Source organism: Mycobacterium sp. NGS41 (assembly GCF_059812725.1).
This window is the reverse complement of the sequence record NZ_JCALDF010000041.1, coordinates 1-26785: the sequence shown is the minus strand read 5'-3', so window position 1 is coordinate 26785 and position 26785 is coordinate 1. Positions and strand designations below refer to the sequence as shown.

Below are 26785 nucleotides of genomic sequence, written 5' to 3'. Positions count from 1 at the left end.
TTCGTCAGATCATCGCGATCGGAGAGATCTTCGCGCCGATTGCGAGCGCACCGGCCAACTCGCAACTCATGTCGTAGTCGAACACCACGTGCCCCGCGGCGATATCCACGTCACGCTTGAAGCGCTGCATGGGATTTGACAGGAACTGCGCGCTGGCACCGGACGCCTCTAGCAGATCGGCGATGATCGAGCGGGATTCGCGCACCGTGTGGGCAGCCGCCAGTCGTGCGTCGGCGCGTACCGACCGGGTGACACGTGTGCCGTCGGTGACGAGTTGCTCTATGCCGTCAGCGGTTTCGTGGATCAGCGCCCGCAAGGCCCGTAGCCGCACCCGGGCATTAGCCAGCCTGATCTGTGCGGACGGCTGATCTTTCTGTGCTACGCCGCTATATGCCAGCACTCGGGCGCCAAGCCGTTCGGCGAAGAGTTCGGTCACTCGTTCGGCGGCCCCGAGCACCGGCATCGATGCGACCAGGGCGAGGGCGGGAACCATCGGCCACCGGTAGGTGGCCACCCCGTGCGCACGCGCGCCGGGCGATGTGCCGCCGTAGATGTCGGCGACCGCGACAATGCGGTGCTCGGGTATGAAGGCGTCGGTGACGACGACATCGTGTGAACCGGTGCCCCGCATGCCCGCGGTGTGCCAGACATCGTCGACCGTGACCTCGCCGGCGGGCACCACCACGAGTGCCGGGTCGATCCCGTCGGTGCGCTCGATGAGCGCCCCGACGATCACCCAATCCGCATCCATCGAGCCCGTCGCCCACGACCACCGACCGGTCAGGCGCACGCCGCCGTCGGCCGGGCTGCCACGACCGGTTGGGGCCAGCGGAGCGGGTGCCAGTACCGGACCCGACGCGAACACTTCCTCTTGCAGCCGTGGATCGAACAACGACAGCATCCAGTTGTGCAGCGCATAGAAACCCAGCGTCCACGCGCTCGACGCGCATCCGTGCGCCATCCGCCGAATCGGTTCCAGCAGTTCGGGAAACGATGCTTGGATACCGCCGAACCGGGCCGGGAGCAACAGCCGAAACATGTCGGTCTGCCGGAACTCGCTGATCGTGTCCGCGGGCAACCGGCGCAGCCGTTCGGCCTCCTCCGCGCGCTCTGCCAACCGCGCGACGAATTCGTCGGTGATTCCGTGCGTTGGACGGCTCTCGACCAGAGGCATGCCGTTACCGCACCATACTATTTAGTATGTAGACGATCCGTGCCCCAAGTGTCGCCCGTCAAAATGCCGACGATGACCTATGATCTTTAGATCGCAAACCGCACGCATGAGAGAAGGTGCCTTGCTTCGTAAGGTGCGCATTGCCCGACTGACGTCGGTTGCAGCCAGTGCGTTGTTCTTGTTCGGCTGGTCTGCAATCGCTATAGTCGGGGCGCCTGCGTCGGGCACTGGGAGTCCACTGCTGTTCACACCGCGCGCCACACTTTCGGACGCGCATCCGGCCGTCTATCAGCAGTGCACGGTCGTCGATGGTCGACGGTATTGCCGGCACTGACCGGTCGTTTCGGCGTCGACAACTGACTTAAGCGTTGTCGGTCGGTCGGGGACAACAAATTTGTCGGTGGGCCTGAGTAGCTTGCGGGCATGAGTAGTTCCAGAGCCAACGGGAACAGCGGGATCGGCGGGTTGCTGGGGCTGCTGTTACTCATCGGCGCCATTATCAAGTTCATCTGGTGGATTCTTGGGGCGTTGGTCCTTGTCGGCCTCTTCTTCCTCGGACGTGCGATTGCGCGGTGGTACCGCATCCGCGCGGCTGAATTCGCGCGGTATCGGGATGCGGTCGCTGCGCGCGCCGACGAGCAGCACCGCTGGGTGTTGCAGGGCGACGACCGCGGGATCTACGGCATCGAAGGAGCCAAACTCATGCACTTTCTGTATCCGGCGCTGGACGTGGCCAAGCGCCCGATCACGCGGTCCAGTCGGGGACCCTGACGGCGTGAGGGGCGCCGAAACGGCCCGATTGTTACCATCGCGCGGTGAGCGATCCGGTGTGGTCTGGCCTGAAGCGCCCAGTTACCAGGCGCGACATCTTGAGATACGCCGGTGTCGCACCGGCCATACTGGGCGCGGTGCTGATCGACCCCCCACGTGCGTCGGCGGGCATTGCCGGGATGGCGGTCTTCCTGGACCCGGGCCACAACGCCGTGAACGACGCTTCTACCGCCCGGCAAGTCCCCAACGGCCGGGGCGGCACGAAGCAGTGCAACACGTCGGGGACCGCAACCAACAGCGGCTATACAGAGCATGCGTTCACCTGGGATGTGGTCGCGCGGATTGCGGAGGCGCTCAACGGGCTGGGCGTGCGCACCCAACTGTCGCGAAGCGACGACAACTCCGCGGGACCCTGTGTCGATCAGCGGGCCGCGCTGGGCAATGCGATGCGGCCGGACGCGATCGTGAGCATCCACGCCGACGGCGGACCCCCCTCCGGGCATGGCTTCCACGTGAACTACTCCAGCCCGCCGCTCAACGACGCCCAATCCGGCCCCGCGGTCCAGTTGGCGCATACGATGCGCGACGCGTTGGCCGCGTCAGGCCTGCAGCCGGCCAACTACATCGGGTCCGACGGACTGTATGGTCGCGCCGACCTCGCCGGCCTGAATCTGGCGGAGTACCCGGCAGTTCTGGTCGAGCTCGGCAATATGCGGAATGCGGAGGATGCGGCAAAGATCGAAAGCGCCGATGGCCGGGCGCAATACGCCGCCGCCGTCGTCAAAGGGATCACGGCGTATCTGACTGGCAAAGCCCCGACCGGCTAGCAGGGGTGCGTTGACAGCGAATGGTGCGGTACCGCATCGTCAACTCACGATGACAGCGATTCGCCGCAGCAACCCGGTGGTGTGCCGACTGTGACGCGCACTGGGAAGCCCGGTGGGCGGCACAGCGTCGCGCCCCGCCGCCGGCGAGGCTGGCATCCGGGACGCGTGACCGCGATTCTCGCAACCCTGGTTGTGATGGCCGCGATCGTGACGCTGTCCGCCGTGTACGCCTACGACCACGCACCACAACCTTCGACGAGGCCGTCGGTCACCTCGCCGTTGAGCTCGCCGCCCGCGACGCCGGTGGCGTCCCCGCCACAAGCGCCACCGCAGGCGTCGCCACCGCAGGCGTCGCCGACCGGCCAGTTGGTAGCGGAATTCGCCCAATTGGAAGCCAGGCTCAATGCCAAGGTGGGCGTGGTCGTCAGCGCCCTCGGCAACGGGCAAACACCCACCACACTGGGGGAGTGGACGGAGGGACCGGCCTGGTCGACGATCAAAGTGCCGCTGGTCATCGCGGCCTACCGGCAGGAGAACCCGCAACAAATCACCGACAATATGAAGGCCGCGATCACCCAATCCGACACCCCGGCAGCCGAAAGAGTATGGGGGCAACTGGGTGAGCCCACCGTGGCCGCCCGAAAAGTTGAACAAGTCCTGCAGGAAAACGGCGACCCGACGGCGGTCGAGTACCGGAAAGTGCGGCCGGAGTTCACCTCTTTCGGGCAGACCAAGTGGTCATTGGCCAATCAGGTCCGGTTCATCGCGAGCGCTTTCTGCAATCGCGAGAACGACCCGGTATTCGCTCTCATGGGTCAGGTCATATCCAGCCAGAGTTGGGGGCTCGGGACCATTCCCGACACACAGTTCAAAGGCGGATGGGGACCGTCGCCGACCGGCAAATACCTTGTGCGACAGATGGGCATCCTCACCACTCCGACCGGCAAGATCGCGGCGGCTATCGCCGTGGAACCCGGATCAGGGCAATTTGCCGACGGCACCAAGGATCTCACCGAGGTGGCCACCTGGCTGTCCCAACACTTCGGGACGCTGCCCGCCGGGAAGTGCGGTGGCTGACCGGAACATCGTTGACGGGAAAGGCTAGGACACACGTCGGTCGTTTGCCGCATACTGTCCGTGCAATAGGAGGTGACGGTGGCTGCGACGGATCCACGTGTCGGCACGACATTCGGCAAGTACAAAATTATCGGCGTTGTCGGTAAAGGCGGAATGGGCGAAGTCTACGAAGCTCACGACAACGAGATCGGCAGAACCGTCGCGCTGAAGATCATCAAAAGTCAGTTCGCGGACGACCGCAGATTCCGCCTGCGTTTCGAGCGTGAGTCACACGCCGCAGCGAAGCTGCAAGAACCGCATGTCATCCCAATTCACGGATACGGCGAGATCGACGGCTGCCTGTTCATCGACATGCGTCTGGTCCGTGGCACCGACTTGCAAACCATGCTCGAAGAGCGGCCCCTCGATCCAGAGCGAGCCGTCGGCATACTCAATCAGGTCGCCGCGGCGTTGGACGCGGCACACGCCGAGGGCCTGATTCATCGCGATGTCAAGCCGCAGAACATCCTCGTCACACCGGCTGATTTCGCGTACCTGGTCGATTTCGGTATCGCTGAAGTGATCGGCGACACCCGCCTGACGCAGGTCGGCGCCGCTATCGGCTCCTGGGCCTACATGGCGCCGGAACGATTCGGCGACAGAGACCTCACCCCGGCCGTCGACATCTACTCGCTGGCATGTGTGCTCTACGAATGCCTGACGGGTGCGGCGCCGTTCGCCACCGGTAGCCATCAGTCGATCATCGCGGCGCACATCACGATGCCGCCGCCTCGACCGAGTGACACAAACCCGGGAATTCCGCCGGCCTTCGACGAGGTCATAGCTCGCGGCATGGCCAAAGAACCCGACGATCGGTATGGCAGCGCAGGCGCATTGGGGCGGGCGGCCACTCGCGCACTGCGAAGCATCGGCGGCACGGACGGCATGGGCGGCAGCCGCGGCACCGGCGGCACCGAAGTGCACATGCCGGACGCGGGGCCGACCCAGTACGCGCCGCGGCCGCAGGTACAGCCAAAACCGGCCGTCCCGCAATACTTCCCACCAACCGCACCGGTACACGCACCCGTACCCGCGCCCGTCGCTCACAGCGAAAAGGCCGACGGACCACGGTGGCTGGTGCCGACCGTTATCTTGGTCGCGGCGGCGCTGGTTCTCGGAGCGGTCGGCGTGATCATCGGTCTTGTCGCGAAGATGAATTCCACACCGGCAACCAGCGCCGAGACGACGACGTCCACCACATTCCCCGCGGCAAATTCAACCGGAACCCAGTTGCCATTCACTACGACGGAATCGCTCCCGAGCGGAAACATCCCTCCGCCGTATCTGACCGGTCCTGACGCGAGTCCGGACCGCAAAACTTGCGACACCTTTCAGCAGCCGGATAGGAGCGGATTCGGGACGCGCGCCGGGCGTGGCTCGGCCCGAACATCCTGCTTTTTCGCGAACTCCGTCTTGAACGCGTATTGGAGCCGATACGGCAATGCCAGCCTCGCGTCGCGAACCGTATCGGCGTCCGGAGCCGTGGCCTGCAACACCGTCCCGGGTGCCACCAATTGCGATCCGAGCAATAGTGCGAACTTTCTCATGCAGTGCGCCGGGGACGGCGCCAACCCGTGGATCAAGTGCACCGGTGGAAGCGAGGCGATCGTCTATCTCTGGTGAGTGCTCGCGCTAGATCAGGTGTGCGATCGCGGTCACGACGATCAGTGCCAGCGCGCTTATCCCAATGATGTAAACCTGGCGGCGTGGCGTGATTCGCGGCGGAAGTGGGCGATTGGCCAGGGTCCGCTCACGCTGCAAAGCGATCACGTAGGTGCACAGCGCAACTGCGGCCGCCAGCACCGTCGGGATCTGTGCCACCAAACCTTCGGAATAGTGCACGTTCTTGAGCGCCAGCAGCGCGCCATTAACTAGGAACGCGAACGATGTTCGGGTCCAGGCCAGTCGGGTCCGTTCGGCCTGTAGTCCCGAATCCGGCGTGTCCGTCGTCGTCGGCGGGGTCAACCCATGACCGCCTTCGCGATGACCAATCCGAGTGCGACGAGCCCGAGCACGATGAGGCCCACTGCGAGAAAGCCTGGCGTGGGGTGCCGGGGCATCGGCTCGCCGCGGCGCATGGCCTGATCCGCTTGCCGCCAGCGCACCAGCCCCGTTCCGCTGGTGACGATGGCCAGCGCAGCCAGCCCGATGCCGAGCATGCGGCGCGCGCCGGGGACCGTCAGCTCCGGTACCAGCTGCACCAGTGCGACCGCTGCGGCGAGCAATCCCAGCGAAGTGCGTTGCCAGGCAAGGAAAGTTCGCTCGTTGGCCAGGGTGAATCGGTAGTCGGGCTCGATCGCCGCTGGGCCCTCTGAATCTTCTGGGCCTTCAGGGCCGGCGGGTTTGGTGGTGTTGTTGGCCACAAGGCACATCGTAGATTCGCGTTCTGGGAAAATTGCATGATGACGCACGTGATTAACGCGTTGTTGTTCGACGTGCAAGGTACGGCGACGGATTTTCATTCGACGGTGTGCGGCGAAGCGCAGCGGATCAGCGCCGGACGGTACTCGGACGTCGATTGGCCGGAACTGGTAACACGTTGGCGCGCAGGCTATTTCGACGCATTGGAGTCGGCTGGCGGCGACGAGTGGACTTCTGTGCACTCGATATATCGCGACGCATTAGACACGGTGCTGCAGGAGTTCGGGATCACCGGCCTTTCGGACGCGGAACGCGAAGAGCTCACCTTGGCGTGGCAGCGCCTGAAGCCATGGCCGGATGTGGTGCCCGGACTGACCCGTCTGAAAACGAAGTACACGTTGGCCACGCTGTCAAATGCCGATGTCTGCGCGGTGGTCAACATCTCCAAACGCGCGGGTTTGCCGTGGGATGCGATTTTCGCCGCCGAAATGGCCGGCGTGTTCAAGCCGGACCCGGCGATCTATCGGATGGCCGCTACTTACCTCGGTTTACCGCCGGCCGAGATCATGATGGTGGCAAGCCATAAGTACGACATCCGCGCCGCGGGAGGACTTGGCTTTAGCACCGCGTTCGTCGCGCGGCCGCTGGAGTTCGGCCTCGATGGCACGGCGGATGTGGACTATTCCGACGAGTTCGACATCAACGCCTGCGACTTCCTCGACCTCGCCGACCAGCTCGGCTGCTGAAAGTTGCCTTGCGAGCAGACGCAAAAGTCCCCTGAAACTGCCAGTTTCGGGGGCTTTTGCGTCTGCTCGCCGTCCTATGTCCCCACGCGCAGTTGGCTTTATACCGCTGCCAGCGCTTCGCTGGCCATCACTTCGCTGGCCGCCCGTTCGCCGGAGCGAACCGCGCCGTCGACCCAACCGCACATCTTGGCCGAACTCTCGGTGCCGGCCCAGTGGATGCGGCCGCACGGTTCGCGTAGCGCGTGGCCGAATTCGGTGAGCACACCGGGCGGGGCGTGGCTGAGCATCCCACCGCCGGAGTAAGGTTCGCGGCTCCAGTTCTGTTCGACGTACTCGACGGGCTTGCCGGCCTTGGCGCCGAACCGCTCGACCAATGTGTCGAGCACCGCCTGGCGGCGCTCGGCTTCGTCGAGGCGGTCGTATTCCCGTGCCGTTGGGCCTTCGATGATCACGCACAGAATGCCCGGCGTGCCCGTGTCGGTGCAGGCGTCGATCGTGACCTGTGCCAGCGTGCCCGGGGCCGCGGACTGGCCGCACAGACCGTCGGCTCGCCAGAACGGTTCGTCGTAGACGATCGAGATCTTGACAATCGCCCCGCCCGGCATTCGCTGGTGCAGGAATGATCGGTCCGTGGGAAGCATTGGCTTATAGACGATTTGGCTGGCGATTGCCAGCGGCACCGCGACGATCACGCGGCGGGCCCGGATGCTGCTGCCTTTGGAGCGCACCGTCACCCCGTCCGCGTCCTGCGTGATCTGCCGTACCGGTTGCGAGAGCTGGATCGCACCGCCCAGTTCGGCGGCCATCGGCTGGTAGATCGCACCCATTCCGCCGACGATCCGCGCGTCCTGGGATGCGCCCTTGCCGCCAAGCACGAAGCTTGGCCCGCCGCCCGATGCCATCTGATACAGCACGAACAGCATCGACACCTCGGAGGCGGCGGAGGTATAACAGCCGCCGACCGCCGTGTCCAGCAGGTGATGCGCCGCCCTGGACATGACGTTCTTGTCCAACCACTGCGCCAGCGTCATGCGATCCCACTTTGCGGCGTTCTTGGCCTCCCACGGTGCGTCGAGCGGGATCGACTTGCACAGCTGGCTGATTCCGAAAAAACCCGCGCCTAAATTCAGCGACGCCCAAGGGCTCATGCTCCACGGGATCGTGCCCCGGTAGCGGTACTGCTTGCCGTCGACGACCATCATGTATTGGCCGTCGGTGTACTGCTTGAAGGTCGGGACGCCGAATTCGTCCATCAGCGCATAGATGCGGTCCTGCGTCGGGCCGACCCACGCGCCGCCCTTGTCGATCCACGATCCGTCGTCGCGGGTCACGGTGTAGGTGCGGCCGCCGACGCGATCGCGTGCTTCCAGCAAAGCCACCGACTGGCCGGCCTGCTTGAGGCGAAGGGCCGCGGTCAGCCCCGCGAAACCCCCGCCCACCACGCAAACGTCGACGTCAGCCATGCTGATTAGGCCTACCGGTCCAGCGCCTGCCAGTCAATGCCGAGCAGACGCAAAAGCTCCCATTTCGCGCCGCAAACGGGAGCTTTTGCGTCTGCTCGCCCGATATAGCGACTATCTAGTCCAGGCGACCGGCAGGCTCTTGATGCCGTGAATGAATTGCGACAGCAGCCGCGACGGCTCGGCGGTGGCGGCGATGTCGGGGATCTCGCGGTGTAGCTCCTCGAACATCACCCGGATCTCGCGGCGGGCCAAGTTTGCGCCCAGGCAGAAGTGGGCGCCGCCGCCGCCGAAACCGACATGCGGATTGGGGTTGCGCGCCACATCGAAAGTCCAGGGATCGGCGAAATTCGACTCGTCGCGATTGGCCGAGTTGTACCACAGCGAGACCTTGTCGCCCGCGGCCATCTTGGTGCCGCGCAGCTCGACGTCCTCGGTCAGAGTGCGCCGCATGTAGACCACCGGCGAGGCCCACCGCACGATCTCCTCGACCGCCGTCGGCGTCAACGCGTCGAAGTCCGACCACCACTTTTCCCGCTGCTCGGGATAACGGGTCAGAGCCAGCACGCCGTGGCTGATCGCATTGCGCGTGGTCTCGTTACCGGCCACCACCAGCAGGATGAAAAACGAGGCGATCTCCGCGGAGGTCAGCCGTTCGCCGTCGACCTCGGCCTCCACCAGGCTCGACGTCAGATCGTCGTGGTGATTGCTTTGTCGGTCCTCGGCCAGCGCGCTGGCGTAGGCGCCGATATCCATCGAAACCTTGATGAACTCCTCGAAATCGGTGACCAGATCGGGGTCGCCGAATCCCAGAATCTCGTTGGTCCAGTGGAAGATCCGCTGATGGTCCTCCTCGGGAATCCCCATCATGTCGCAGATGATCTGCAGCGGCAGCGGTCCGGCGAGTTCGCTGACCAGATCGGCTTTTCCGTCAGGATGGTTCGCGATCATCGATGCGACCAGCCGATGGGCCCGCTCACGCACCGACGCTTCGATGCGGGCCACGACTTTCGGGGTGAACGCCCTGCTCACGATCGAGCGCAACCGCTGATGCCGCGGATCGTCGAGCACGATCATGGAACCGAAGTACTCGGCTACTTCCGGGGTTTGGTCGTTGATCGTGATGTTGGGGCTTGACGAGAAGATCTCCGGATGACGGCTGGCGAAGAAGACGTCGTCGAGCTTGGTCAGGGCCCAATGTCCGCTGCCCGCGGTAAACCCTTCCATTTCGATCGACGGCCAGAACGAGATTGGCGCCTCCCGCCGCAGGGTGGCGAACGCGCCGTCGCGCACATCGTCGTCGAGCTCCCAGAACTCGAGTGACCCGAGCTGGACGTCGGCAAGCGGAATCTCCGGCGGCACGGCTCCGTTCACCCGGCTCGCAATACCGGTCGTCACAACGAACCTCCTAGTCTTACGGCGGCGAGCAGCGAAAGCCCCTCACTTCGGCACGAAATGGGAGCTTTTGCCTCTGCTCGGCAGAGAACTCAATGCGTGCAGACGGTTCGTGCCGGGGTCCCGTTGGCCGTCGCTTCCTTGACCACGTTGCCGTCGACAATGATCCGGCAGGTCACAGTCCCTTGCGACTGTGCGCTGAGCACGAATACCTGGCCCCCGAAAGAGGTGAAATTCGCCGACCATGGCAGCTGCGCATTGACCGCCCGCTGCTGACCGGTATCGGTTTGGTAGTTGATCAGCTCGGCGACGCCGGCGCTGCCACTCACCTCGTAGCGGACCTCCGGAAAGTCGCCAGCGTGTGCCACACCCGACGTCGCCGCGAATGCGATGCACAAAGCGAACAGGGCCGAGGGTCCGCGAAGATGTTTCATGGTTTCCCATGCTGTCACCACGCACGAGCGCACGCGAGCTTTTTCTCAACAGCCGGACACGCTTCGGCGCACCCGCACGACATGCTTATGGTGAATCGGGCTGAAGCGGGCAAGCGGACTGGTGATTCGGAAGGTGGCTGACGGAAGCATGTCGGGACGCGACACAAAGCGAGTGGTGATCTGGGGCACCGGGTTCGTCGGCAAGATGGTTATCGCCGAGATCGTCAAGCACCCCACGTTCGAATTGGTCGGCGTCGGCGTCAGCAACCCCGACAAAGTCGGCCGCGACGTCGGCGACATCTGCGGGCTGGCCGAACCGGTGGGCATCATCGCCACCGACGACGTCGACGCCCTGATCGCGCTCGAACCCGACGCGTTGGTGCACTACGGCCCGACGGCGATGAAGGCCAAGGAGAACATCTCGCTGATCACCCGCTTCCTGCGGGCCGGCATCGACGTGTGCTCGACCGCGATGACGCCCTGGGTGTGGCCGACGATGCACCTGAATCCACCGCAGTGGATCGAGCCCATCACGCAAGCCTGCGAGCTGGGGGAGTCGTCGTGCTTCACCACGGGCATCGACCCCGGCTTCGCCAATGACCTGTTCCCGATGACCTTGATGGGCCTATGTGCCGAGGTGCGGCGGGTGCGGGCTTCCGAGCTGTTGGACTACACGAACTACGAAGGCGACTACGAAGTCGAGATGGGCATCGGCCGCGAGCCCGAATACAGTCCGATGCTGGAAAACCGCGACGTCCTGATTTTCGCGTGGGGCGCCACGGTCCCGATGATCGCCCACGCCGCCGGGATCATGCTCGACGAAATCACCACTACCTGGGACAAGTGGGTAACGCCCACCGAACGCAACACCGCGAAGGGCGTCATCAAGCCCGGCCACGTCGCGGCCGTACGGTTCACCATCAACGGCATCTACCAGGGCGAGACGCGCATACAGCTGGAACATGTCAACCGCATCGGCCTCGACGCCGCTCCCGATTGGCCGATGGGTCACGACAACGACGTCTACCGCGTGGATATCGAGGGAACCCCCAGCATTTTCCAGGAGACCGCGTTCCGGTTCACCGACAGCTCAGGCCGCGACCCGGCCGCGGCCGGGTGCCTGGCCACCGGGATGCGGGCGCTGAATGCGGTTCCGGCGGTCAACGAGCTGGCGCCGGGCTGGGTCACGCCGCTGGATCTTCCACTGATACCCGGTGCCGGAACCATCCGCTGACGGCACGGGATTGGAGATGGCTGAGCCGACGAGACCCGCGCTGGGGTTGTCGATTGGTGCCACCAACCTGGCTGCCGTAACTCCTGATCAGGCCATCACTCGTAAGCCTGTCCTGACGCTGTATCGCCAACGCCCGCCCGAGGTTGGCGTGCCGTCGGAGAACCCGAGGCTGGACGAACCCGGCCTGGTGATCAGCGACTTCGTGGACCGGGTGGGTGACCCGGTCGGCATCGTGGCGGCCGACGGCTCGGCGCACCGCAGCGAGGCCCTGGTTGCCGACGGGCTGCGGGCGCTCGCCTACGCGGCAACCGGCGGGCGCCCCATGCCGGAAAGTGTCGCGGTGACCTATCCGGCCCACTGGGGGCCCAAGGCGGTGGACGCGCTGGGCTCGGCACTGAGCCGGGTGTCCGAATGGTCGAATCGCGCGCGGCCGCTGACCCTGATCCCAGATGCCGCGGCGACGTTGTTCGCGGTGCGGGCCAGCCCGGGCATACCTGCCAGCGGGATCATTGCGGTGTGCGATTTCGGCGGCAGCGGCACCAGTATCACCCTGGTCGACGCCGCCGGGGAATATCAGCCCGTGGCCCCGACCGTGCGGCACCATGACTTCTCCGGCGGCCTGGTAGATCAGGCATTATTGGCTGCGGTCCTGGACAACATGCCGAGTGCGGGCCCGTTCGTGCGGGCCGGTACCTCAGCGGTTGGCTCCCTCAGCCGGCTGCGGGCCGGATGCCGAGTCGCCAAGGAGCAGCTGTCGTCGAGCATGGCGACCACGCTGTCCGACGAGTCGCACAGCCCCGGCGGCGACATCCGGCTGACCAGGAACGAACTCGACGAAGCCATTCGGGATCCGCTGGACAACCTCACCGCGGTGCTGGAAGATACCTTGCTGCACAACGGAATTAGCGGCGCAGATCTGGCAGCGGTGATTGCGGTGGGGGGCGTGGCCAACGTGCCCGCGGTGAGCACCACACTGTCGGGACGGCTGCGGGTCCCGGTGGTCACGACGCCACGGCCGCAACTAACGGCAGCAGTCGGCGGCGCGCTGCGGGCAGCGTGCGGTCCGGAAGACACCCACTGAACTAGCGGGTTACGGACTTCTCCTCTTTTTCGGCTTCGGCCTTCTCTTCCTCGCTGACGTCTTTGTCGCGTTCAGCCTGCTCCCTGACCGCCTCGTTGTATTCCTTGTCTTTTTCTATCTGTTCTTCGGTAGACAGGCCCTCGTCCGACGACTCATCATCGGATGACTTCTGGTCATCGGATGACGGGGTCTCGTCTGAAGACTCACTTCTCTCGGCGGAGTCGCCCTGGTCTGCGGCCTCGTCCTTGCCGCCCTTGTCTTCAGACTCGCCCTCGTCGTTCTTGGCCTTGGCCGCTGGGGCATCGTCATCTCCCATGGCGCTGGGATTTCCCTCATCGTCGAGCCAGTCATTGACTGCGGTACCCGAGACCGCGCCACCAGTGCCTGGCAGCACCAGAGTCGGCCGGTATTCGTAGGCCGTCATCATTTCCGCGGCCTTTTCTTTGTCCTCTTCGTCCGGCTCTGGCTTCTCGGTTTCCGCGTCTGAATCAGACGAGGTCTCGTCTTTGTCGGACTGTTCGTCCGACTTGTCTGACTTGTCCGACTTGTCTGACTTGTCTGATTTGTCCGACTTGTCCGAAGAAGCCTCTTCTTTGTCAGTTGGGGTCTTTTCCTTATCGGACGAAGACTCTGGTTTGTCAGACGAATCCTCTGGCCCATCGGTCTGGCCGGATACCTCGTCTTCTTCTCGGGTGCTCATGCTCTCTACCCCCTTGGAGTTGTGGGTTGCGACCACCCCTCGGTCCGGGTTACCCGCTGCAGCGTGGTGTCGAAACGTAGGACTATTCGCGCTTGGCCAGCACAATTGACGCGAGCGGAATTCGCATTGGCTCGGGCGCGCTCGCCAGCCGTCGCGCGATGGCGGCCTCGAGCCGCACGACGAACTCGGTCGCCCGCTGATCGCCGACCCCGCCGTCCAGCGCTGCCGCCAGGGTTGGGAAGAGAGCGGCCCGCGCGAATGCTGCCCACTGTGCGCCGAAAGTCTCTGCGTCGCCGTCCGATTGAAACCGTGCCCAAAACCGGTCATCGGCGTTGAAGACCTCGAGATGCTCGATCGTCAGACCCGCGAAGCGGCCCTGGGGGGAGAATGGGGCGCGAAAGTCTTTTTCGCTGCGCGCGAAAACGGGGATCGCCATGCGCCGCAACTCATCTGGACGCAACAGGCCATCGTTGACCTGATCGTTGAGTCCCGCATACAGGGCGTCGTTCATTGCTCGGTAGCCGAATTCACCGTCTTGGTCGAGGGCCATCGCCAGCACCACCAGCCGGCCGTCAGGACACAGCTCCCGTCCGCGGAAGGCGAGAAAGTCCTGCCAGTCCGTGGTGGCCTGGCGAGCGTACGCGTCGCGGGCCGCGGCATCCTTGCTGAAGGCGACCTGCACATGGTCTGTGAGTTCGGGGGCTCCGGCCGGGATCCGGCTCAGCCACTGGATTGCCCACGACGTCCAGCCGAGGTTGACGCTATTGGACGGCAAGATCTGGCTGTAGAACGAGCGGCCGATGGCCGACGCGAAGCAGGCCGAGTCCCGGTGCAGGTAACTGTCCGGGTCGTCGGCCAACGTCTGGAACATCACGGTGAAGTCGTTTTGCGGAACGTCGCTGTGCGTCAACAAGATTGCGTGATCACGACGGGTACGCCGACGTAGCACCTCGATCGCCGCAGACATCGGCTTGAGTGAATTGTGGCCCGTTGCCGCGCCGTAGTCGGCGATGACGATCGGCTGGGGTGGTTTAGGCAGCGGCACCTGTTGGGCAGCCTGCTGCAACAACGCAATGGCCGGCGCCAAGCCGGCGGCCTGCAGCCGCGAGGACTCGGTGTAGGTCGCGCTCTCCATCGGCTCCGGCCGAACCACAATGCTCGATTCGGGCAGCCGGACCTCTGGCGGCATATCAGCCGGACTTGGGGAAGCTGACGCCGGTCAACTGCTCGGAAATCTCCCACAGCCTTTGGCAGTCGGCCTCGTTGCGGGCACGCTTGGGAACCTTCGCAAGTTTCACGCCGCCACCGGCGAGCTCGTAGGCGCCGCGGGGTCCGTAGAAGGCGCCGCCATCGGCGTGCGGCGTTGCGGCCGCATAGAGCGCGGGCAGAATCCCCTCGTCGATCTCCTGCCAGAGGAAAGGTGTGAATTTCCAAGAGGTCTTGTACAAACGCTCCATCAGCGCGGGCTTCTCGCGGCCGTGTGAAGGTCCACTGATTTGCAGGTTGGTCTTGGTCAAGCCGGGGTGTGCGGCGCTGGACAGGATGCCCCAGCCCGCCGCGCGGCTGCGGCGCTCCAGCTCGAGGGCGAACATCAATACCGCCAGCTTCGACTGCCCGTAGGCGGACATCGACGCGTAGGACTTCTCGAATTGCAGGTCGTCGAAGTGGATTTTGCCGCTTTGCCGGGCCGCGAGACTGCTGAGCGAGACGACCCGCGGGCCGTCGGCCGCGCGTAACAGTGGTAGCACGTGTCCGGTCAGCGCGAAGTGTCCCAAATGGTTGCTGCCGAACTGTAATTCGAAGCCGTCGGCGGTGGTGTCGCGTTCCGGCGGCGTCATGACGCCGGCGTTGTTGATCAGGATGTCGATCGGGCGGCCCTCGGAATTGAGTTGTTCGCCCAACGCGGCGACCGACGCCAGCGACGACACGTCGAGGGGCTTGATGGTCAGCTTGGCGTCGGGAACCGTCGCACGGATTTTCTCGATCGCCGCCTCACCTTTTTCGCGGTTACGGATCGCCATGACCACATCGGCTCCGGCCGCGGACAGCCGTCGGGCCAGCCCGAAGCCCAGACCGCTGTTGGCTCCGGTGATGACCGCTAGCTTGCCGGACAGATCGGGCACCGTGGCGACGAGTTCGTTGGCCATGCGTATGACTCCTTTCCGGTAATCCCGTCCTAGTTTGCTCTTTCCCTCGCCGTACGCGAATCGGGGCGGCATTCTGGTCGGCATGGGCCTGCGCTGGGAGGCACTTCGACAGCGCTTCCCCGGTTGGGTGGCTGCATTCGTCTCCGGGACCTTACCCGCCTTCGCCCTTCCGGCTCCGTCGTGCTGGTGGCTGGCTTGGATCGGTTTGGCCCCATTGCTGTTGGTGGTCCGATCCGCGCCGTCGTCGTGCGCCGGCGCGGGGCGGGCATGGCTGGGTATGGGCGCATTCGTGCTGACCAACCAATACTGGCTGGCGAGCAGCATCGGTCCGGCGCTGGTGTTGTTGGCCGTCGGACTGGGCGCGCTGTGGCTGCCGTGGGGGTGGATTGCGCACTGGATGCTGTCGTCGCCGCTGCCCATCGGCCGCACGCTTGCCGCATTGGTGGTGGTGCCCAACGCTTGGGTGGCGGCCGAAGCGGTGCGATCCCTGCCGTGGTTGGGCGGTCCGTGGGCAGCGTTGGGTGCATCGCAGTGGAACCAGCCCGTGACGCTGGCTTCGGTCTCCTTGGGCGGGGTGTGGCTGACGAGTTTCGTTCTGGTGGCGGCCAATACCGCGATCGTCGGCGTGATCCTGCAAAGGGGGCTGGCCGGTCGCCTGGTCATGTCGGTGTGTGCGCTGGCGTGCGCGGCACTCGGCCCGGCCTGCTACCTGCTGGGTCCGGTGCCAGTCGACGCTCCGACGGTGCGTGTGGCGTTGGTGCAAACCGGCGACATCGCCGATGCGGCAGCGCGTCTGGCGGCCAGCGAAGCGCTCACCGCGACGTTGACCGGTCAGCGGGTGGACTTGGTGGTCTGGGGTGAAAGCAGTGTCGGACAAGACCTCGACAGCCACCCGGAGATCCTGGACCGCCTCAAGGGATTGTCGCGGCGGGTGGGGGCGGACCTGCTGGTGAACGTCGATGCGCCGGTACCCGGCGGTGGCATTTACAAGTCGGCGGTGCTCGTCGGCGAACACGGATCAGTAGGCAGCTATCGCAAAACCCGGCTGGTGCCGTTCGGCGAATATGTACCCCTGCGACCACTTTTCGGCTGGATTACCCGACACAGCAAGGCCGCCGCCGAGGACCGGCAACGGGGCGCGGAGCCGGTGGTCCTGCATACAGGCAAGCTCGCCATCGGCCCGTTGATCAGTTACGAGACAACCTTTCCTGATCTAACTAGGCGCGAGGAACGGCTCGGTGCCGAGCTACTGGTGTATCAGAGTTCGACATCGTCGTTCCAAGGGAGTTGGGCACAGCCGCAGTTGGCCGCCCAGCCCGCGGTGCGTGCCGTCGAGGTGGGCCGCCCGGCCGTACACGTGGGGCTGTCCGGCGACAGCTCGGTCTTCGATGCCCGGGGCCGGGTGCTGGCGTGGTGTTCGTCGGACTTTCGCGGTGTCGCCGTCGCGAGCGTTCCGCTGAGCTCGAATGTCACGCTGTACCAACGGATGGGCGACTGGGTCGTGGTGACCGTGTTTGTGGTCACGGCCGGGGCTGTCGGCCTGGCCGTACTGCGTCGTCGTCGAAATCTTGCGCGTGGCACACTGCGTGGATGACCAGCAGGCGGCTCGCCAAATCCTCGCTGGCCGCAGCCATCGTGCTGCTGGTGGTGTCGGTGGCCGGCTTCATCACCACGTTGGTCCTCAACGCATTCTTTCTGGACGAGTACAACGCATACGGTGAGGTGCCGATCCCGGGGTCGGGCAGTGTGCATCTGCCCGCCGGAGAGGTCACCGCCAGCCTGCACACGGTCGTCATAAGCAGTCCCAACGGCGGCGGTCTGCCGGTGCCGCCGCTCGGCGTGACGATCATCCCGCCGGAGGGTGTGGCGCAGCCGGTGGTCACCGAAAGCATCGGCAGTACAACGACTGTCAACAACGATGCGCATGTGCGGGTCTGGGCGGTTCATATTCCGGCCGAGGGTACCTACAAGGTCACCACCGACGGCCAGGTCAACGGATACATCAACCCGCGGCTGGCCTTCGGCCATCAGAGCTCGTACGGCTATCTGGTGTGGGTGTTCGTCGGGTTGTTCGTGGTGGGACTGCTGGATCTGGCGCTTTCGGTGATGTGGCTGGGTCGCACCAGACGCACGGCGATGTCGGCGGTGGTGGGCGGGCCTTACCAGGTCTAGTGCCCGCGGGCGACCCACTCCTCGTAGTGGACTATTTCGTCGCCGATGGTTGTGTCGTCGCCGTGACCGGTATGCACGACGGTGTCGCCGGGCAACTTTCCGAGCCGTTCGGATATCGACTGCAGAATGGTCGGGAAGTCGGAGTACGAGCGTCCGGTCGCACCCGGCCCGCCGGAAAACAGGGTGTCACCGCTGAACAACACACCCAGGTCGGGGGCATACCAGCACACCGATCCGGGAGAGTGGCCCGGAGTGTGCAGCGCCTGTAATTCCATGCCCGCGACTCTGAGCACGTCCCCGTCGCAAACGGTGCGAAAGTCCTTGTCGGGGTGCGTCATCCGCCATAACACGTCATCAGCGGGGTGCAGCAGCACCGGTGCGTCGAGCGTCTCGCCCAGCTCGGGCGCCACCGTGACGTGATCGTTGTGGCCGTGCGTGCACACCACCGCGACCACGTGGCGGCCGTTGACGGCCTCGATGATCGGCGCCGCGGTGTGCGCGGCGTCGAAGACCACGACATTGGAGTTGTCGCCGACAAGCCAGATGTTGTTGTCGACTTCCCAACTGCCACCGTCCAGTTCGAAAGTCCCGTGCGTGACGGTCTTGTCAACGGCAACCATTACAAGATCACCACCGAACGCAGCACCTTGCCGTCATGCATCTTGTGAAATGCCTCCTCGATGTCGCCGAGCCCGATGCGTTCGGAGACGAACTTGTCCAGCGGTAGCCGGCCCTGCAGGTAGAGGTCGATCAGGGTGGGGAAGTCGCGTTCGGGCAGGCAATCGCCGTACCACGACGACTTCAGCGCCCCGCCGTGGGAGAAGAAGTCCACCAGCGGCATGTCCAGTCGCATGTCGGGCGTGGGCACGCCCACCAGCACCACGGTTCCGGCGAGATCACGCGCGTAGAAGGCCTGCTTCCAGGTTTCGGGCCGGCCGACGGCGTCGATCACGACGTCGGCGCCGAAGCCGTCGGTGAGGTCCTGGATAGCCTTGACCAGGTCTTTGCCGTCGGCAAGCTCGCGGACGTTGACGGTGTGGGTAGCGCCGAACTTACGGGCCCACTCCAGTTTCGTGTTGTCGGTGTCGACGGCGATGACCCGTTTGGCTCCGACCAGCGCCGCACCGGCAATCGCGGCATCGCCCACCCCGCCGCAGCCGATGACGGCGACCGTGTCGTCGCGGGTGACGGCGCCCGTGTTGATTGCCGCACCGATGCCGGCCATCACCCCGCAGCCGAGTAGGCCGGCGACGGCGGGGTCGGCGTCGGGGTTGACCTTGGTGCATTGACCCTCGGCCACCAGCGTCTTGTCGGCGAATGCCCCGATGCCCAGCGCCGGGGTGAGTTCGGTGCCGTCGGTCAGCGTCATCTTTTGTTCGGCGTTGAAGGTGTCGAAGCAGTAGCGAGGCCGGCCGCGCTTGCAGGCCCGGCACTGGCCGCAGACGGCGCGCCAGTTCAAGACCACGAAGTCGCCCGGCTGTACGGCGGTCACCCCGGGCCCGACCGATTCGACGGTCCCGGCGGCCTCGTGTCCGAGCAGGAACGGGTATTCGTCGTTGATGCCGCCGTCGCGGTAGGTCAGATCCGTGTGGCAGACCCCGCAGGCGGTGATGTCGACGACGGCCTCGCCGGGCCCTGGGTCGGGGATGACGATGTCGACCAATTCGACCGGCTCACCCTTTTTACGTGAAATCACGCCGCGCACTGTCTGACTCATGGGCACCAACCTACTTCGGAGCCAATTGTCGAGGCTGCGGTGGTGGCCACGAGCGGGTGTAGCGTCGCTGAGCATGACCGAGACCGCCGAGGAATTCACCGAGCGGATGACCGCGGCCCTGGACAGCGCCAGCCTGGCGATTCTGCTGAGCATTGGACATCAGACCGGGCTGCTGGACACCATGGCCGGGCTGCCGCCGGCCACCAGCGCCGAAATCGCTGCCGCTGCTGGTCTTAACGAGCGCTACGTCCGGGAATGGCTAGGCGGCATGACCACCGGACACGTCCTCGACTACGACGCACAGACCGCGACCTACTCGTTGCCCGCGCACCGCGCCGGCGTGCTGACCCGCGCCGCCGGGCCGAACAACCTCGCCGTGGTGGCCACGTTCCTTCCGCAGCTCGGCGAAGTCGAGCAGAAGATCATCGATTGCGTGCGGGTGGGCGGCGGGTTGCCGTACAGCGAATTTCCCCGCTTCCATGCGCTGATGGCCGAGATGAGCGGTGTGGTGTTCGATGCGGCGCTGATCGATGTGGTGTTGCCGTTGGTCGACGGCCTGGTCGAGCGCCTGCGGGCCGGAGCCGACGTGGCCGACTTCGGCTGCGGTAGCGGCCATGCGATCAACCTGATGGCCCGGGCGTTCCCGGCCAGCCGATTCACCGGCATCGACTTCTCCGAAGAGGCCATCGCTACCGGCCGGTCGGAAGCGGCCGGACTGGGTCTGACCAACGCAAGCTTCAAGAGCCACAATCTGGCCGAATTGGACAAGGCTGCCGTTTACGACGTGATCACGGTATTCGACGCCATCCACGACCAGGCGCAGCCGGCGCGCGTGCTGGAAAACATCTATCGCGCCCTGCGCCCCGGCGGTGTCCTGCTGATGGCCGACATCAAGGCGTCCAGCCGACTCGAGGAAAACGTCGGCGTCCCGATGAGCACGTACCTGTACGTCACCTCGATGATGCACTGCATGACGGTGTCGCTGGCCATGGACGGCGCCGGGTTGGGGGCGGTTTGGGGGCGGCAGCTGGCCACGTCGATGCTTGCCGACGCCGGATTCGACGACGTGGTGGTGGCCGAGGTCGAGTCGGATCCCATCAACAACTACTACATCGCCCGGAAATAGCCGAGAAGTTAATGTCCGCTCTCGAGGTCTTGGATGAGTGGCCGGTATCGGCGGCCGCCGCGGCGGTAGTAGCACCGACCAGGGTGCTGGCCACCCACGGCGACACCGACCGGGTTTTCGCATTGGCGTCGGTCACCAAGCCGCTGGTGGCCCGGGCGGCGCAGATCGCCGTCGAAGAAGGGGTGGTCGAGCTGGACACCCCGGCCGGCCCGCCGGGCTCTACGGTCCGTCATTTGCTGGCGCATGCCTCGGGTCTGGCGATGACTTCCGAGCAGGCGCTGACCAAGCCAGGTACCCGGCGGATGTACTCCAACACGGGGTTCACCGTGCTGGCCGAGACCGTGCAGCAGGAGTCGGGGATCGAGTTCGGGCGGTACCTGGCTGAGGCGGTGTGCGAGCCGCTCGCGATGCGGGCCACCAAGCTGGACGGCGGCGCATCTGCCGCCGGGTTCGGGGCCACCTCGACGGTGGCTGACCTGGCCGCCTTCGCCGGAGACTTGCTGCGGCCGTCGACCGTATCGACGCAGATGCACGCCGACGCGACCAGCGTGCAGTTTCCCGGGCTGGCCGGTGTATTGCCTGGATACGGCGCCCAGCGGCCCAACGACTGGGGGCTGGGCTTCGAGATCAGAGATGCGAAATCACCGCACTGGACCGGGGCCCGGAACTCGGCGCGGACCTACGGTCATTTCGGCCAGGCAGGCGGCTTCATCTGGGCAGATCCCGAGGCTGACCTGGCGCTGGTGGTGCTGACGGACCGCGAATTCGGCGAGTGGGCGCTGGATATCTGGCCTGCGCTGTCCGACGCAGTCATATCGCAATACATCTGATAGGGACTGCACACTAGCGCAACAGGGGTCTCACAAGGCACAATAGACACGCAAGACACAAAAGTATCAATTTGCATCCTGCTTATCGGGTCCACCAGGCCGTTGGGGAAGACGTCCCTCGTGGAACCGAAGGAGCAACAGATGCGTGCGTCGAATCAATTTGCCGACGTGACGACCGGCGTGGTGTATGTCCACGCCTCGCCCGCGGCGGTGTGCCCGCATGTCGAGTGGGCGTTGTCGTCGACCCTGCAATCCAAGGCGAACCTGGTGTGGACGCCGCAGCCGGCGATGCCGGGACAGCTGCGCGCGGTCACCAACTGGGTCGGGCCGGTGGGCACGGGTGCGCGGCTGGCCAACGCGTTGCGTTCCTGGTCGGTGCTGCGATTCGAAGTCACCGAGGACCCCAGCCCGGGGGTCGACGGTCAGCGGTTCAGCCACACTCCGCAGCTTGGCTTGTGGAGCGGGTCGATGAGCGCCAACGGCGACATCATGGTCGGGGAAATGCGGCTGAGGGCGATGATGGCGCAGGGTGCCGATACTCTTGCCGCCGAGCTCGACTCGGTTTTGGGAACGGCGTGGGATGAGGCGCTCGAGGTTTATCGCGACGGCGGCGACGCCGGTGAAGTGACCTGGCTCAGCCGGGGCGTCGGGTAAGCGGTCGGGCCGCTTCGGCTGGTAGTCACAGGCGTCACTTCAGCACCGCCGCGGGAGGCATAACCTCTTCCGAAATGCGATATCACCGGCGATATCACGTCCCTGAACGGACATAGCGGCCTTTTCAGTGGCCGGTGGGAATGCTGAGGCCGATGGGGCTTAGAGCGAGCCCGGCGGGCGTTGGCGGCCGAGCGATTTGGCAGTCAGGCGCTAGTGCGGTGTGGGCGCAGAATATGGAGCGCAGCCGGCACCGCGGAGATCTCCGCGGGTAGCGGGCACGCGAAGTCGCCGTCGGCGTACACATTGATGCCGGGGCACTCGACCTCGACGGTCTTGGCGCGCGCGGTGGTCACCTCGTCCAGTTCGACGTGGGTTCCTTTGAGCGCGGTGGGGAAGAAGCGGACCAGCTTCGTCCGGGAGGCCGACGCGACCATGGTGATGTCGAGCAGGCCATCGGAGGGATCGGCGTTTGGGCAGATCATCATCCCGCCGCCATAGCTACGGGTATTACCCAATGCGGTCAGCGTGAGATCGGCCTCGATTTCTTGTCCTCCGTCGAGCACCAACCGGAACGGCAGCAGTCGCAGCTGCGACAGTTCGGCAAGCATCGCGGCGTAGTAGCGCAGCCGCCCGTGCGGCCACGTCATCCGGTTGGCCCGATCGGTGACCAGAGAATCGAATCCGGTTGCCGCCACGGTGCCGAACCACTTGGTTACGCCATTGCGGTCACGAATGCGGCCCAGGTCAATTGTTTTCATCCACCCGTCGACGATGACATCCGCGGCGGCTTCGGGATCCTTTGTGGGAATGCCGAACTCACGAGCGTGGTCGTTGCCGGTGCCCGCCGGGACGATGCCCAGCGGAACATCGGTGCCGGCCAGCACTTGCAGCGCGTTGGAGATGACGCCATCACCGCCGATGGCGACCACTGCGTCGGTTCCCTTTTCGACAGCTGCGGCGACGAGATATCGTGCGTCTTCCGCGTTTTCGCCGACGATCTCGATGACTTCGACACCGCGGTGCTGTAGCCGGGCGATGGCGAGTTGTGCAGCCGTCACCGCCGCGCCGTGCCCCGACAGGGGATTGGTCAGCGCGGTGACCTTGCTGATCTCACGCCGGTTCACGGAATTAGCTTGCCGGGGTTCAGAATTCCGGCCGGATCCAGTGTCGTCTTGACCGCGCGCAGCAGCTGCACTCCCAGCTCGCCCACCTCGTCGCGCATCCAGGGGCGGTGATCGGCGCCGACCGCATGATGGTGGGTGATGGTTCCCCCGGTGGCCATGATCGCTTCGGAGGCGGCCTTTTTGGCGGCCATCCACTGCTCGAGCGGATTGCCGCGCTGTCCGGCGAGCACCGTGAAGTACAGCGAAGCGCCAGTCGGGTAGACATGCGACACGTGGCACATCACCAGCGCGGGTGTGCCCGACTCGGCCAGTGAGGTGGTGAGTGCGTCGGTCACGGCCGCTTTCAGCGCGGGGAGGTTGGACCAGTCGGTGGCAGTCTCCAGCGTCTCGCACAGTGCCCCTGCGGCCAGCAGCGAGTCGCGCAGGTAGGGCGCGGCGAACCGGCCACGTTCCCACGCCTGCGCGGGTCCTTCGCCCAGCGATTTGCCACCGAGGGACTCCAGCAGCGCCCGTGTTTCGGCGTGCCTGCTTTCGGTGTGTTCCTTGGTGCCCTCGAACAGCGTCAATCCCAGACAGCCGCCGGTGATCTGGTTTTCGCCGATGGCTTCGGTGGTGGCGAGATTGACTCCGGTCTCGGCCTCGTCGGAAAGCCGCACGACGGTGGGTCCGGTGCCGATCTGGGTGACGGCACGCAGGGCCGCGGTTCCGGTCGCGAAGTCCGGGAATGACCACGCCTCATAGCGGGTGGTCTCCGGCACGCGGTGCACCCGCAACCGCACCTTGGTGATGACGCCGAAGACGCCTTCCGAGCCGATCGCCAATTGGCGCAGGTCGGGGCCGGCCGCCGAGGCCGCCACCCGGCCCACATCGAGCACGCCCACCGGCGTGACCATGCGCAGCCCGATGATCATGTCGTTGAAGCGGCCGTACCCTGCGGAGTCCTGGCCCGACGACCTGGTTGCCGCGAAACCGCCGATGGTGGCGTACTCGAAGCTCTGCGGGAAATGCCCGAGCGAGAACCCGCGTTCGCCCAGGAGGCGTTCGGCGTCCGGGCCGGTGACACCGGCGCCCAATTCGGCGACGCCGGACACCTCGTCGAGCGAATTGAGCTCGTTGAAGCGGCGTAGATCCAGCGAGATCACGGCGCGAAACGGACCCCGGGTGGGATCGAGCCCACCGGTGACGTTGGTGCCGCCGCCGAACGGGACGACGGCGATGCCCTGGTCGGAGCAGTAGCGCAAGATCGCTGCGACGGTGTCCTCGTCACCCGGAAGCAACACCGCGTCGGGCGCATCCTGGATGCCGCGGTCCTTTCGGCGCAGCATGTCGGGCGTGGACTTGCCGCCGGCACGCAGCAACCGGTCGCGATCCGCGGTGCGGAAGTATTCTGCGCCGACAATTTTGGCTAGTTCGTCCTGATCCGGTTGCGACAGGGCGCACGGGCGCAGCTTCACCTGGTCGGGGCCGAGCTCGGGCTCGCCCGAATCCTCAAGGCCCACAACCTGCTTCAGCAGAGCCTTGATTCCGTCGGAGAGTGGCTTGGCCGCTGCGGGATCTCCCCACGCGTTCCATTTCATCGGCGGAAGGAGTTCCTCTGGGTGCGTCATGCGTTACAGTATTACACATGTTGTCAATCAGTAACGCGCCCGAAGATCTCGGGGACCGCATTCTTGCGGCAGCGGCGAGTTGTGTCCTCGACTTCGGCGTCGACCGGGTGACGCTCGCCGAGATCGCACGGCGCGCGGGCGTGAGCCGGCCGACGGTATACCGCCGTTGGCCGGATACGCAGTCGATCATGTCGGCGCTGCTGACCGGCCATGTCCTCGAGGTGATGCGGGCCGTGCCTCTGGACGGGGACGACCGCGAGGCGCTGGTCAAACAGACCGTCGCGGTGGCCGACCGGTTGCGGGGCGACGAACTGATCGCGAAAGTAATGCACTCGCAGTTGGCCAGGGTGTACATCACCGAGCGATTGGGGGCCAGCCAGCAGTTCCTGATCGAGGGATTGGCGGCGCGGTTGAAGGTCGCGCAAGACAACGGCAGCGTCCGAGCCGGGGACCCCCGGCAGCTCGCGACCATGGTGTTGCTCATCGCCCAGTCGACCATTCAATCCGCCGACATCGTCCGGCCCGTCCTCGATGCCGAGGCGCTGGCCACCGAACTCGCCTACTCACTGAACGGATACCTGTCGTGATGACTGACCCGACCGCTCTCAACGCCGTGCGTCGGACCGCCGAACTCCAGGCCCTTGCCGACGGCGAACCACTCGACGTCGTCGTGATCGGTGGCGGTATCACCGGCGTGGGAATCGGCTTGGATGCCGCGTCGCGAGGCCTGCGGGTGGCACTGGTGGAAAAGCACGACCTGGCCTTTGGCACCAGCCGCTGGAGTTCCAAGCTGGTCCATGGCGGCCTGCGGTACCTGGCGAGTGGCAACATCGGAATCGCGCGACGTAGCGCCATCGAGCGCGGAATCCTGATGACACGCAATGCCCCTCACCTCGTTCATGCGATGGCACAGCTGGTTCCGTTGCTGCCGTCGACGAATCACGCCAACCGCGCGCTGGTGCGCACCGGGTTTCTGGCCGGCGATGCGTTGCGCATGATGGCGGGCACACCGTCATCGACGCTGCCCCGGTCGCGCCGGATTTCAGCGCGGCGTGTCGTGGAAATGGCTCCTACCGTCCGGCGCGACGGCCTGGCCGGCGGATTGCTCGCCTACGACGGGCAGTTGATCGACGACGCCCGCCTGGTCAACGCGGTAGCACGCACCGCAGCGCAGCACGGCGCACGGATCCTCACCTACGTGGCGGCGTCAGAAGCCACCGGTACCTCGGTGCGGTTGACCGACCAGCGCACGGGACAGTCGTTCGACGTGTCGGCCGGTGCCGTCATCAACGCTGCAGGTGTGTGGGCGGGTGAGATCGATTCCGCACTGAAGTTACGCCCCAGCCGCGGAACACATCTCGTGTTCGACGCCAAAGCCTTTGGGAATCCGACTGCGGCGCTGACCATTCCGATCCCAGGCGAGCTGAACCGCTTTGTGTTCGCCATGCCCGAGCAGTTGGGCCGGGTCTATCTCGGGCTTACCGACGAAGACGCCCCCGGGCCGATTCCCGATGTGCCAGAACCTTCTTCGGAAGAGGTCGCGTTCCTGCTCGACACGGTGAACACCGCGTTGGGGACCGCGTTGGAATCCAGCGATGTCATCGGCGCCTACGCCGGCCTGCGACCGCTGATCGATGCCGGCGAAGGTCGTACCGCCGACGTGTCCCGCGATCACGCCGTGGTCGAGTCGCCCTCCGGTGTCATCAGCGTGATCGGCGGCAAGCTGACCGAATACCGTTACATGGCAGAGGATGTCCTCGACCGCGCAATCCAGTTGCGGGGCCTGCGCGCCGCGGATTGCCGGACTCGCGACCTGCCGCTGATCGGAGCGCCGGCAAACCCCGGGCCAGCCGCAGGTCCGGGTGCGGGTTGGCCCGCTTCGCTGGTGGATCGTTACGGGGCTGAGGCGTCCAACGTCATCACCACCGCCAGTTGTGAGCGGCCGACCGACCCTGTCGCGGAGGGCATCGACGTCACCCGGGCGGAGTTCGAATACGCGGTGACCCATGAGGGCGCGCTCGACGTGGACGACATCCTCGACCGTCGGACCCGCATCGGCCTGGTGCCCCGCGATCGCGAGCGGGTTGTCGCCGTGGCAGAGGAGTTCCT

25 protein-coding genes and 2 pseudogenes are annotated in these 26785 nt (G+C 65.4%); 14 read left to right on the top strand and 13 right to left on the bottom strand.

Annotated features, from left to right (window positions below; genetic code table 11):
- Nucleotides 1-4: 4 nt before the first annotated feature.
- On the bottom strand, nucleotides 5-1174 hold the full coding sequence (locus tag AC5Y21_RS23930; RefSeq protein ID WP_499916233.1) for an acyl-CoA dehydrogenase family protein: 1170 nt from the start codon (nucleotides 1172-1174) through the stop codon (nucleotides 5-7).
- Nucleotides 1175-1597: 423 nt separating this feature from the next.
- On the opposite strand from AC5Y21_RS23930, the gene AC5Y21_RS23925 reads away from it, so the two are divergent.
- The 4 genes from AC5Y21_RS23925 to AC5Y21_RS23910 all read left to right on the top strand — a co-directional run bounded on the left by AC5Y21_RS23925 (nucleotide 1598) and on the right by AC5Y21_RS23910 (nucleotide 5511).
- Nucleotides 1598-1945 carry a hypothetical protein gene (locus AC5Y21_RS23925; protein WP_499916231.1) on the top strand — a complete coding sequence of 116 codons (348 nt, stop codon included), beginning with the start codon at nucleotides 1598-1600 and terminating at the stop codon, nucleotides 1943-1945.
- Between the two features lie 44 nt (nucleotides 1946-1989).
- A complete protein-coding gene (locus tag AC5Y21_RS23920) occupies nucleotides 1990-2772 on the top strand; it encodes an Rv3717 family N-acetylmuramoyl-L-alanine amidase (RefSeq protein WP_499916229.1) in 783 nt (260 codons plus the stop codon).
- 165 nt (nucleotides 2773-2937) lie between these two features.
- Complete coding sequence (locus AC5Y21_RS23915) at nucleotides 2938-3849, top strand: serine hydrolase (protein WP_499916227.1); 912 nt, start codon at nucleotides 2938-2940, stop codon at nucleotides 3847-3849.
- A 78-nt stretch (nucleotides 3850-3927) separates the two neighbouring features.
- Nucleotides 3928-5511: a serine/threonine-protein kinase gene (locus AC5Y21_RS23910; RefSeq protein ID WP_499916225.1), complete on the top strand. Its 1584-nt coding sequence runs from the start codon at nucleotides 3928-3930 to the stop codon at nucleotides 5509-5511.
- Nucleotides 5512-5520: 9 nt separating this feature from the next.
- Here the strand turns inward: AC5Y21_RS23910 and AC5Y21_RS23905 are convergent, their stop codons facing one another.
- Nucleotides 5521-5853: a DUF202 domain-containing protein gene (locus AC5Y21_RS23905; RefSeq protein ID WP_499916223.1), complete on the bottom strand. Its 333-nt coding sequence runs from the start codon at nucleotides 5851-5853 to the stop codon at nucleotides 5521-5523.
- A complete protein-coding gene (locus AC5Y21_RS23900) occupies nucleotides 5850-6260 on the bottom strand; it encodes a YidH family protein (protein WP_499916221.1) in 411 nt (136 codons plus the stop codon). The genes AC5Y21_RS23905 and AC5Y21_RS23900 overlap by 4 nt, the downstream gene beginning before the upstream one ends.
- A gap of 30 nt (nucleotides 6261-6290) precedes the next feature.
- On the opposite strand from AC5Y21_RS23900, the gene AC5Y21_RS23895 reads away from it, so the two are divergent.
- The gene (locus AC5Y21_RS23895; protein ID WP_499916219.1) at nucleotides 6291-6995 is read left to right on the top strand and encodes a haloacid dehalogenase type II; all 705 of its coding nucleotides are present in this window, start codon (nucleotides 6291-6293) and stop codon (nucleotides 6993-6995) included.
- 98 nt (nucleotides 6996-7093) lie between these two features.
- On the opposite strand, the gene AC5Y21_RS23890 is transcribed toward AC5Y21_RS23895, so the two are convergent.
- The 3 genes from AC5Y21_RS23890 to AC5Y21_RS23880 form a co-directional block, all read right to left on the bottom strand.
- Entirely contained in the window at nucleotides 7094-8458 is a 1365-nt protein-coding gene (locus AC5Y21_RS23890) for a flavin monoamine oxidase family protein (protein WP_499916217.1), read from the bottom strand.
- A 111-nt stretch (nucleotides 8459-8569) separates the two neighbouring features.
- Entirely contained in the window at nucleotides 8570-9853 is a 1284-nt protein-coding gene (locus AC5Y21_RS23885) for a cytochrome P450 (protein WP_499916215.1), read from the bottom strand.
- Between the two features lie 89 nt (nucleotides 9854-9942).
- Nucleotides 9943-10284, bottom strand: coding sequence for an MmpS family transport accessory protein (locus AC5Y21_RS23880; protein WP_499916213.1), 342 nt, complete (start codon nucleotides 10282-10284; stop codon nucleotides 9943-9945).
- A gap of 148 nt (nucleotides 10285-10432) precedes the next feature.
- On the opposite strand from AC5Y21_RS23880, the gene AC5Y21_RS23875 reads away from it, so the two are divergent.
- A complete protein-coding gene (locus AC5Y21_RS23875; protein WP_499916211.1) occupies nucleotides 10433-11518 on the top strand; it encodes an NAD(P)H-dependent amine dehydrogenase family protein in 1086 nt (361 codons plus the stop codon).
- A 16-nt stretch (nucleotides 11519-11534) separates the two neighbouring features.
- Nucleotides 11535-12593: pseudogene (locus AC5Y21_RS23870) on the top strand (Hsp70 family protein); the annotation flags it as partial.
- Between the two features lie 7 nt (nucleotides 12594-12600).
- Here the strand turns inward: AC5Y21_RS23870 and AC5Y21_RS23865 are convergent.
- From AC5Y21_RS23865 to AC5Y21_RS23855, 3 genes are all read right to left on the bottom strand, one after another.
- A complete protein-coding gene (locus tag AC5Y21_RS23865) occupies nucleotides 12601-13299 on the bottom strand; it encodes a hypothetical protein (RefSeq protein ID WP_499916266.1) in 699 nt (232 codons plus the stop codon).
- An 82-nt stretch (nucleotides 13300-13381) separates the two neighbouring features.
- Complete coding sequence (locus AC5Y21_RS23860; RefSeq protein ID WP_499916208.1) at nucleotides 13382-14488, bottom strand: class I SAM-dependent methyltransferase; 1107 nt, start codon at nucleotides 14486-14488, stop codon at nucleotides 13382-13384.
- A gap of 1 nt (nucleotide 14489) precedes the next feature.
- Complete coding sequence (locus AC5Y21_RS23855; protein WP_499916206.1) at nucleotides 14490-15446, bottom strand: SDR family oxidoreductase; 957 nt, start codon at nucleotides 15444-15446, stop codon at nucleotides 14490-14492.
- Between the two features lie 82 nt (nucleotides 15447-15528).
- Between AC5Y21_RS23855 and lnt the strand changes: the two are divergent.
- A pseudogene (lnt, locus tag AC5Y21_RS23850) lies at nucleotides 15529-17041 on the top strand (apolipoprotein N-acyltransferase); the annotation flags it as partial.
- Nucleotides 17037-17618 (top strand): SHOCT domain-containing protein, encoded by a 582-nt coding sequence (locus AC5Y21_RS23845; RefSeq protein ID WP_499916204.1) that lies wholly within the window; start codon nucleotides 17037-17039, stop codon nucleotides 17616-17618. The pseudogene lnt and the gene AC5Y21_RS23845, both read left to right, overlap by 5 nt.
- Here AC5Y21_RS23845 and AC5Y21_RS23840 read toward each other — a convergent pair.
- Together AC5Y21_RS23840 and AC5Y21_RS23835 are read right to left on the bottom strand one after the other, a co-directional pair.
- Nucleotides 17615-18238 carry an MBL fold metallo-hydrolase gene (locus AC5Y21_RS23840; RefSeq protein WP_499916202.1) on the bottom strand — a complete coding sequence of 208 codons (624 nt, stop codon included), beginning with the start codon at nucleotides 18236-18238 and terminating at the stop codon, nucleotides 17615-17617. The two genes, AC5Y21_RS23845 and AC5Y21_RS23840, sit on opposite strands and share 4 nt — an antisense overlap.
- The gene (locus AC5Y21_RS23835; protein WP_499916201.1) at nucleotides 18238-19335 is read right to left on the bottom strand and encodes an S-(hydroxymethyl)mycothiol dehydrogenase; all 1098 of its coding nucleotides are present in this window, start codon (nucleotides 19333-19335) and stop codon (nucleotides 18238-18240) included. The genes AC5Y21_RS23840 and AC5Y21_RS23835 overlap by 1 nt, the downstream gene beginning before the upstream one ends.
- A 73-nt stretch (nucleotides 19336-19408) precedes the next feature.
- Between AC5Y21_RS23835 and AC5Y21_RS23830 the strand changes: the two genes are divergently transcribed.
- From AC5Y21_RS23830 to AC5Y21_RS23820, 3 genes are all read left to right on the top strand, one after another.
- A complete protein-coding gene (locus tag AC5Y21_RS23830; protein WP_499916199.1) occupies nucleotides 19409-20461 on the top strand; it encodes a class I SAM-dependent methyltransferase in 1053 nt (350 codons plus the stop codon).
- Between the two features lie 11 nt (nucleotides 20462-20472).
- Nucleotides 20473-21291, top strand: a complete 819-nt coding sequence (locus tag AC5Y21_RS23825; protein WP_499916195.1) for a serine hydrolase domain-containing protein — start codon at nucleotides 20473-20475, stop codon at nucleotides 21289-21291.
- A gap of 141 nt (nucleotides 21292-21432) precedes the next feature.
- The gene (locus AC5Y21_RS23820) at nucleotides 21433-21945 is read left to right on the top strand and encodes a DUF3145 domain-containing protein (RefSeq protein ID WP_499916193.1); all 513 of its coding nucleotides are present in this window, start codon (nucleotides 21433-21435) and stop codon (nucleotides 21943-21945) included.
- A gap of 203 nt (nucleotides 21946-22148) precedes the next feature.
- Here AC5Y21_RS23820 and AC5Y21_RS23815 read toward each other — a convergent pair whose 3' ends face one another.
- Both AC5Y21_RS23815 and AC5Y21_RS23810 read right to left on the bottom strand, forming a co-directional pair.
- Nucleotides 22149-23069, bottom strand: coding sequence for a diacylglycerol kinase (locus AC5Y21_RS23815; RefSeq protein ID WP_499916191.1), 921 nt, complete (start codon nucleotides 23067-23069; stop codon nucleotides 22149-22151).
- Nucleotides 23066-24646, bottom strand: coding sequence for an FAD-binding oxidoreductase (locus AC5Y21_RS23810; RefSeq protein WP_499916264.1), 1581 nt, complete (start codon nucleotides 24644-24646; stop codon nucleotides 23066-23068). Before AC5Y21_RS23810 ends, AC5Y21_RS23815 begins: the two co-directional genes overlap by 4 nt.
- A 47-nt stretch (nucleotides 24647-24693) precedes the next feature.
- On the opposite strand from AC5Y21_RS23810, the gene AC5Y21_RS23805 reads away from it, so the two are divergent.
- Together AC5Y21_RS23805 and AC5Y21_RS23800 are read left to right on the top strand one after the other, a co-directional pair.
- Nucleotides 24694-25263, top strand: coding sequence for a TetR/AcrR family transcriptional regulator (locus AC5Y21_RS23805; protein ID WP_499916188.1), 570 nt, complete (start codon nucleotides 24694-24696; stop codon nucleotides 25261-25263).
- On the top strand, nucleotides 25263-26785 hold a 1523-nt coding region (locus AC5Y21_RS23800; RefSeq protein ID WP_499916186.1), incomplete at its 3' end, for a glycerol-3-phosphate dehydrogenase/oxidase. The genes AC5Y21_RS23805 and AC5Y21_RS23800, both read left to right, overlap by 1 nt.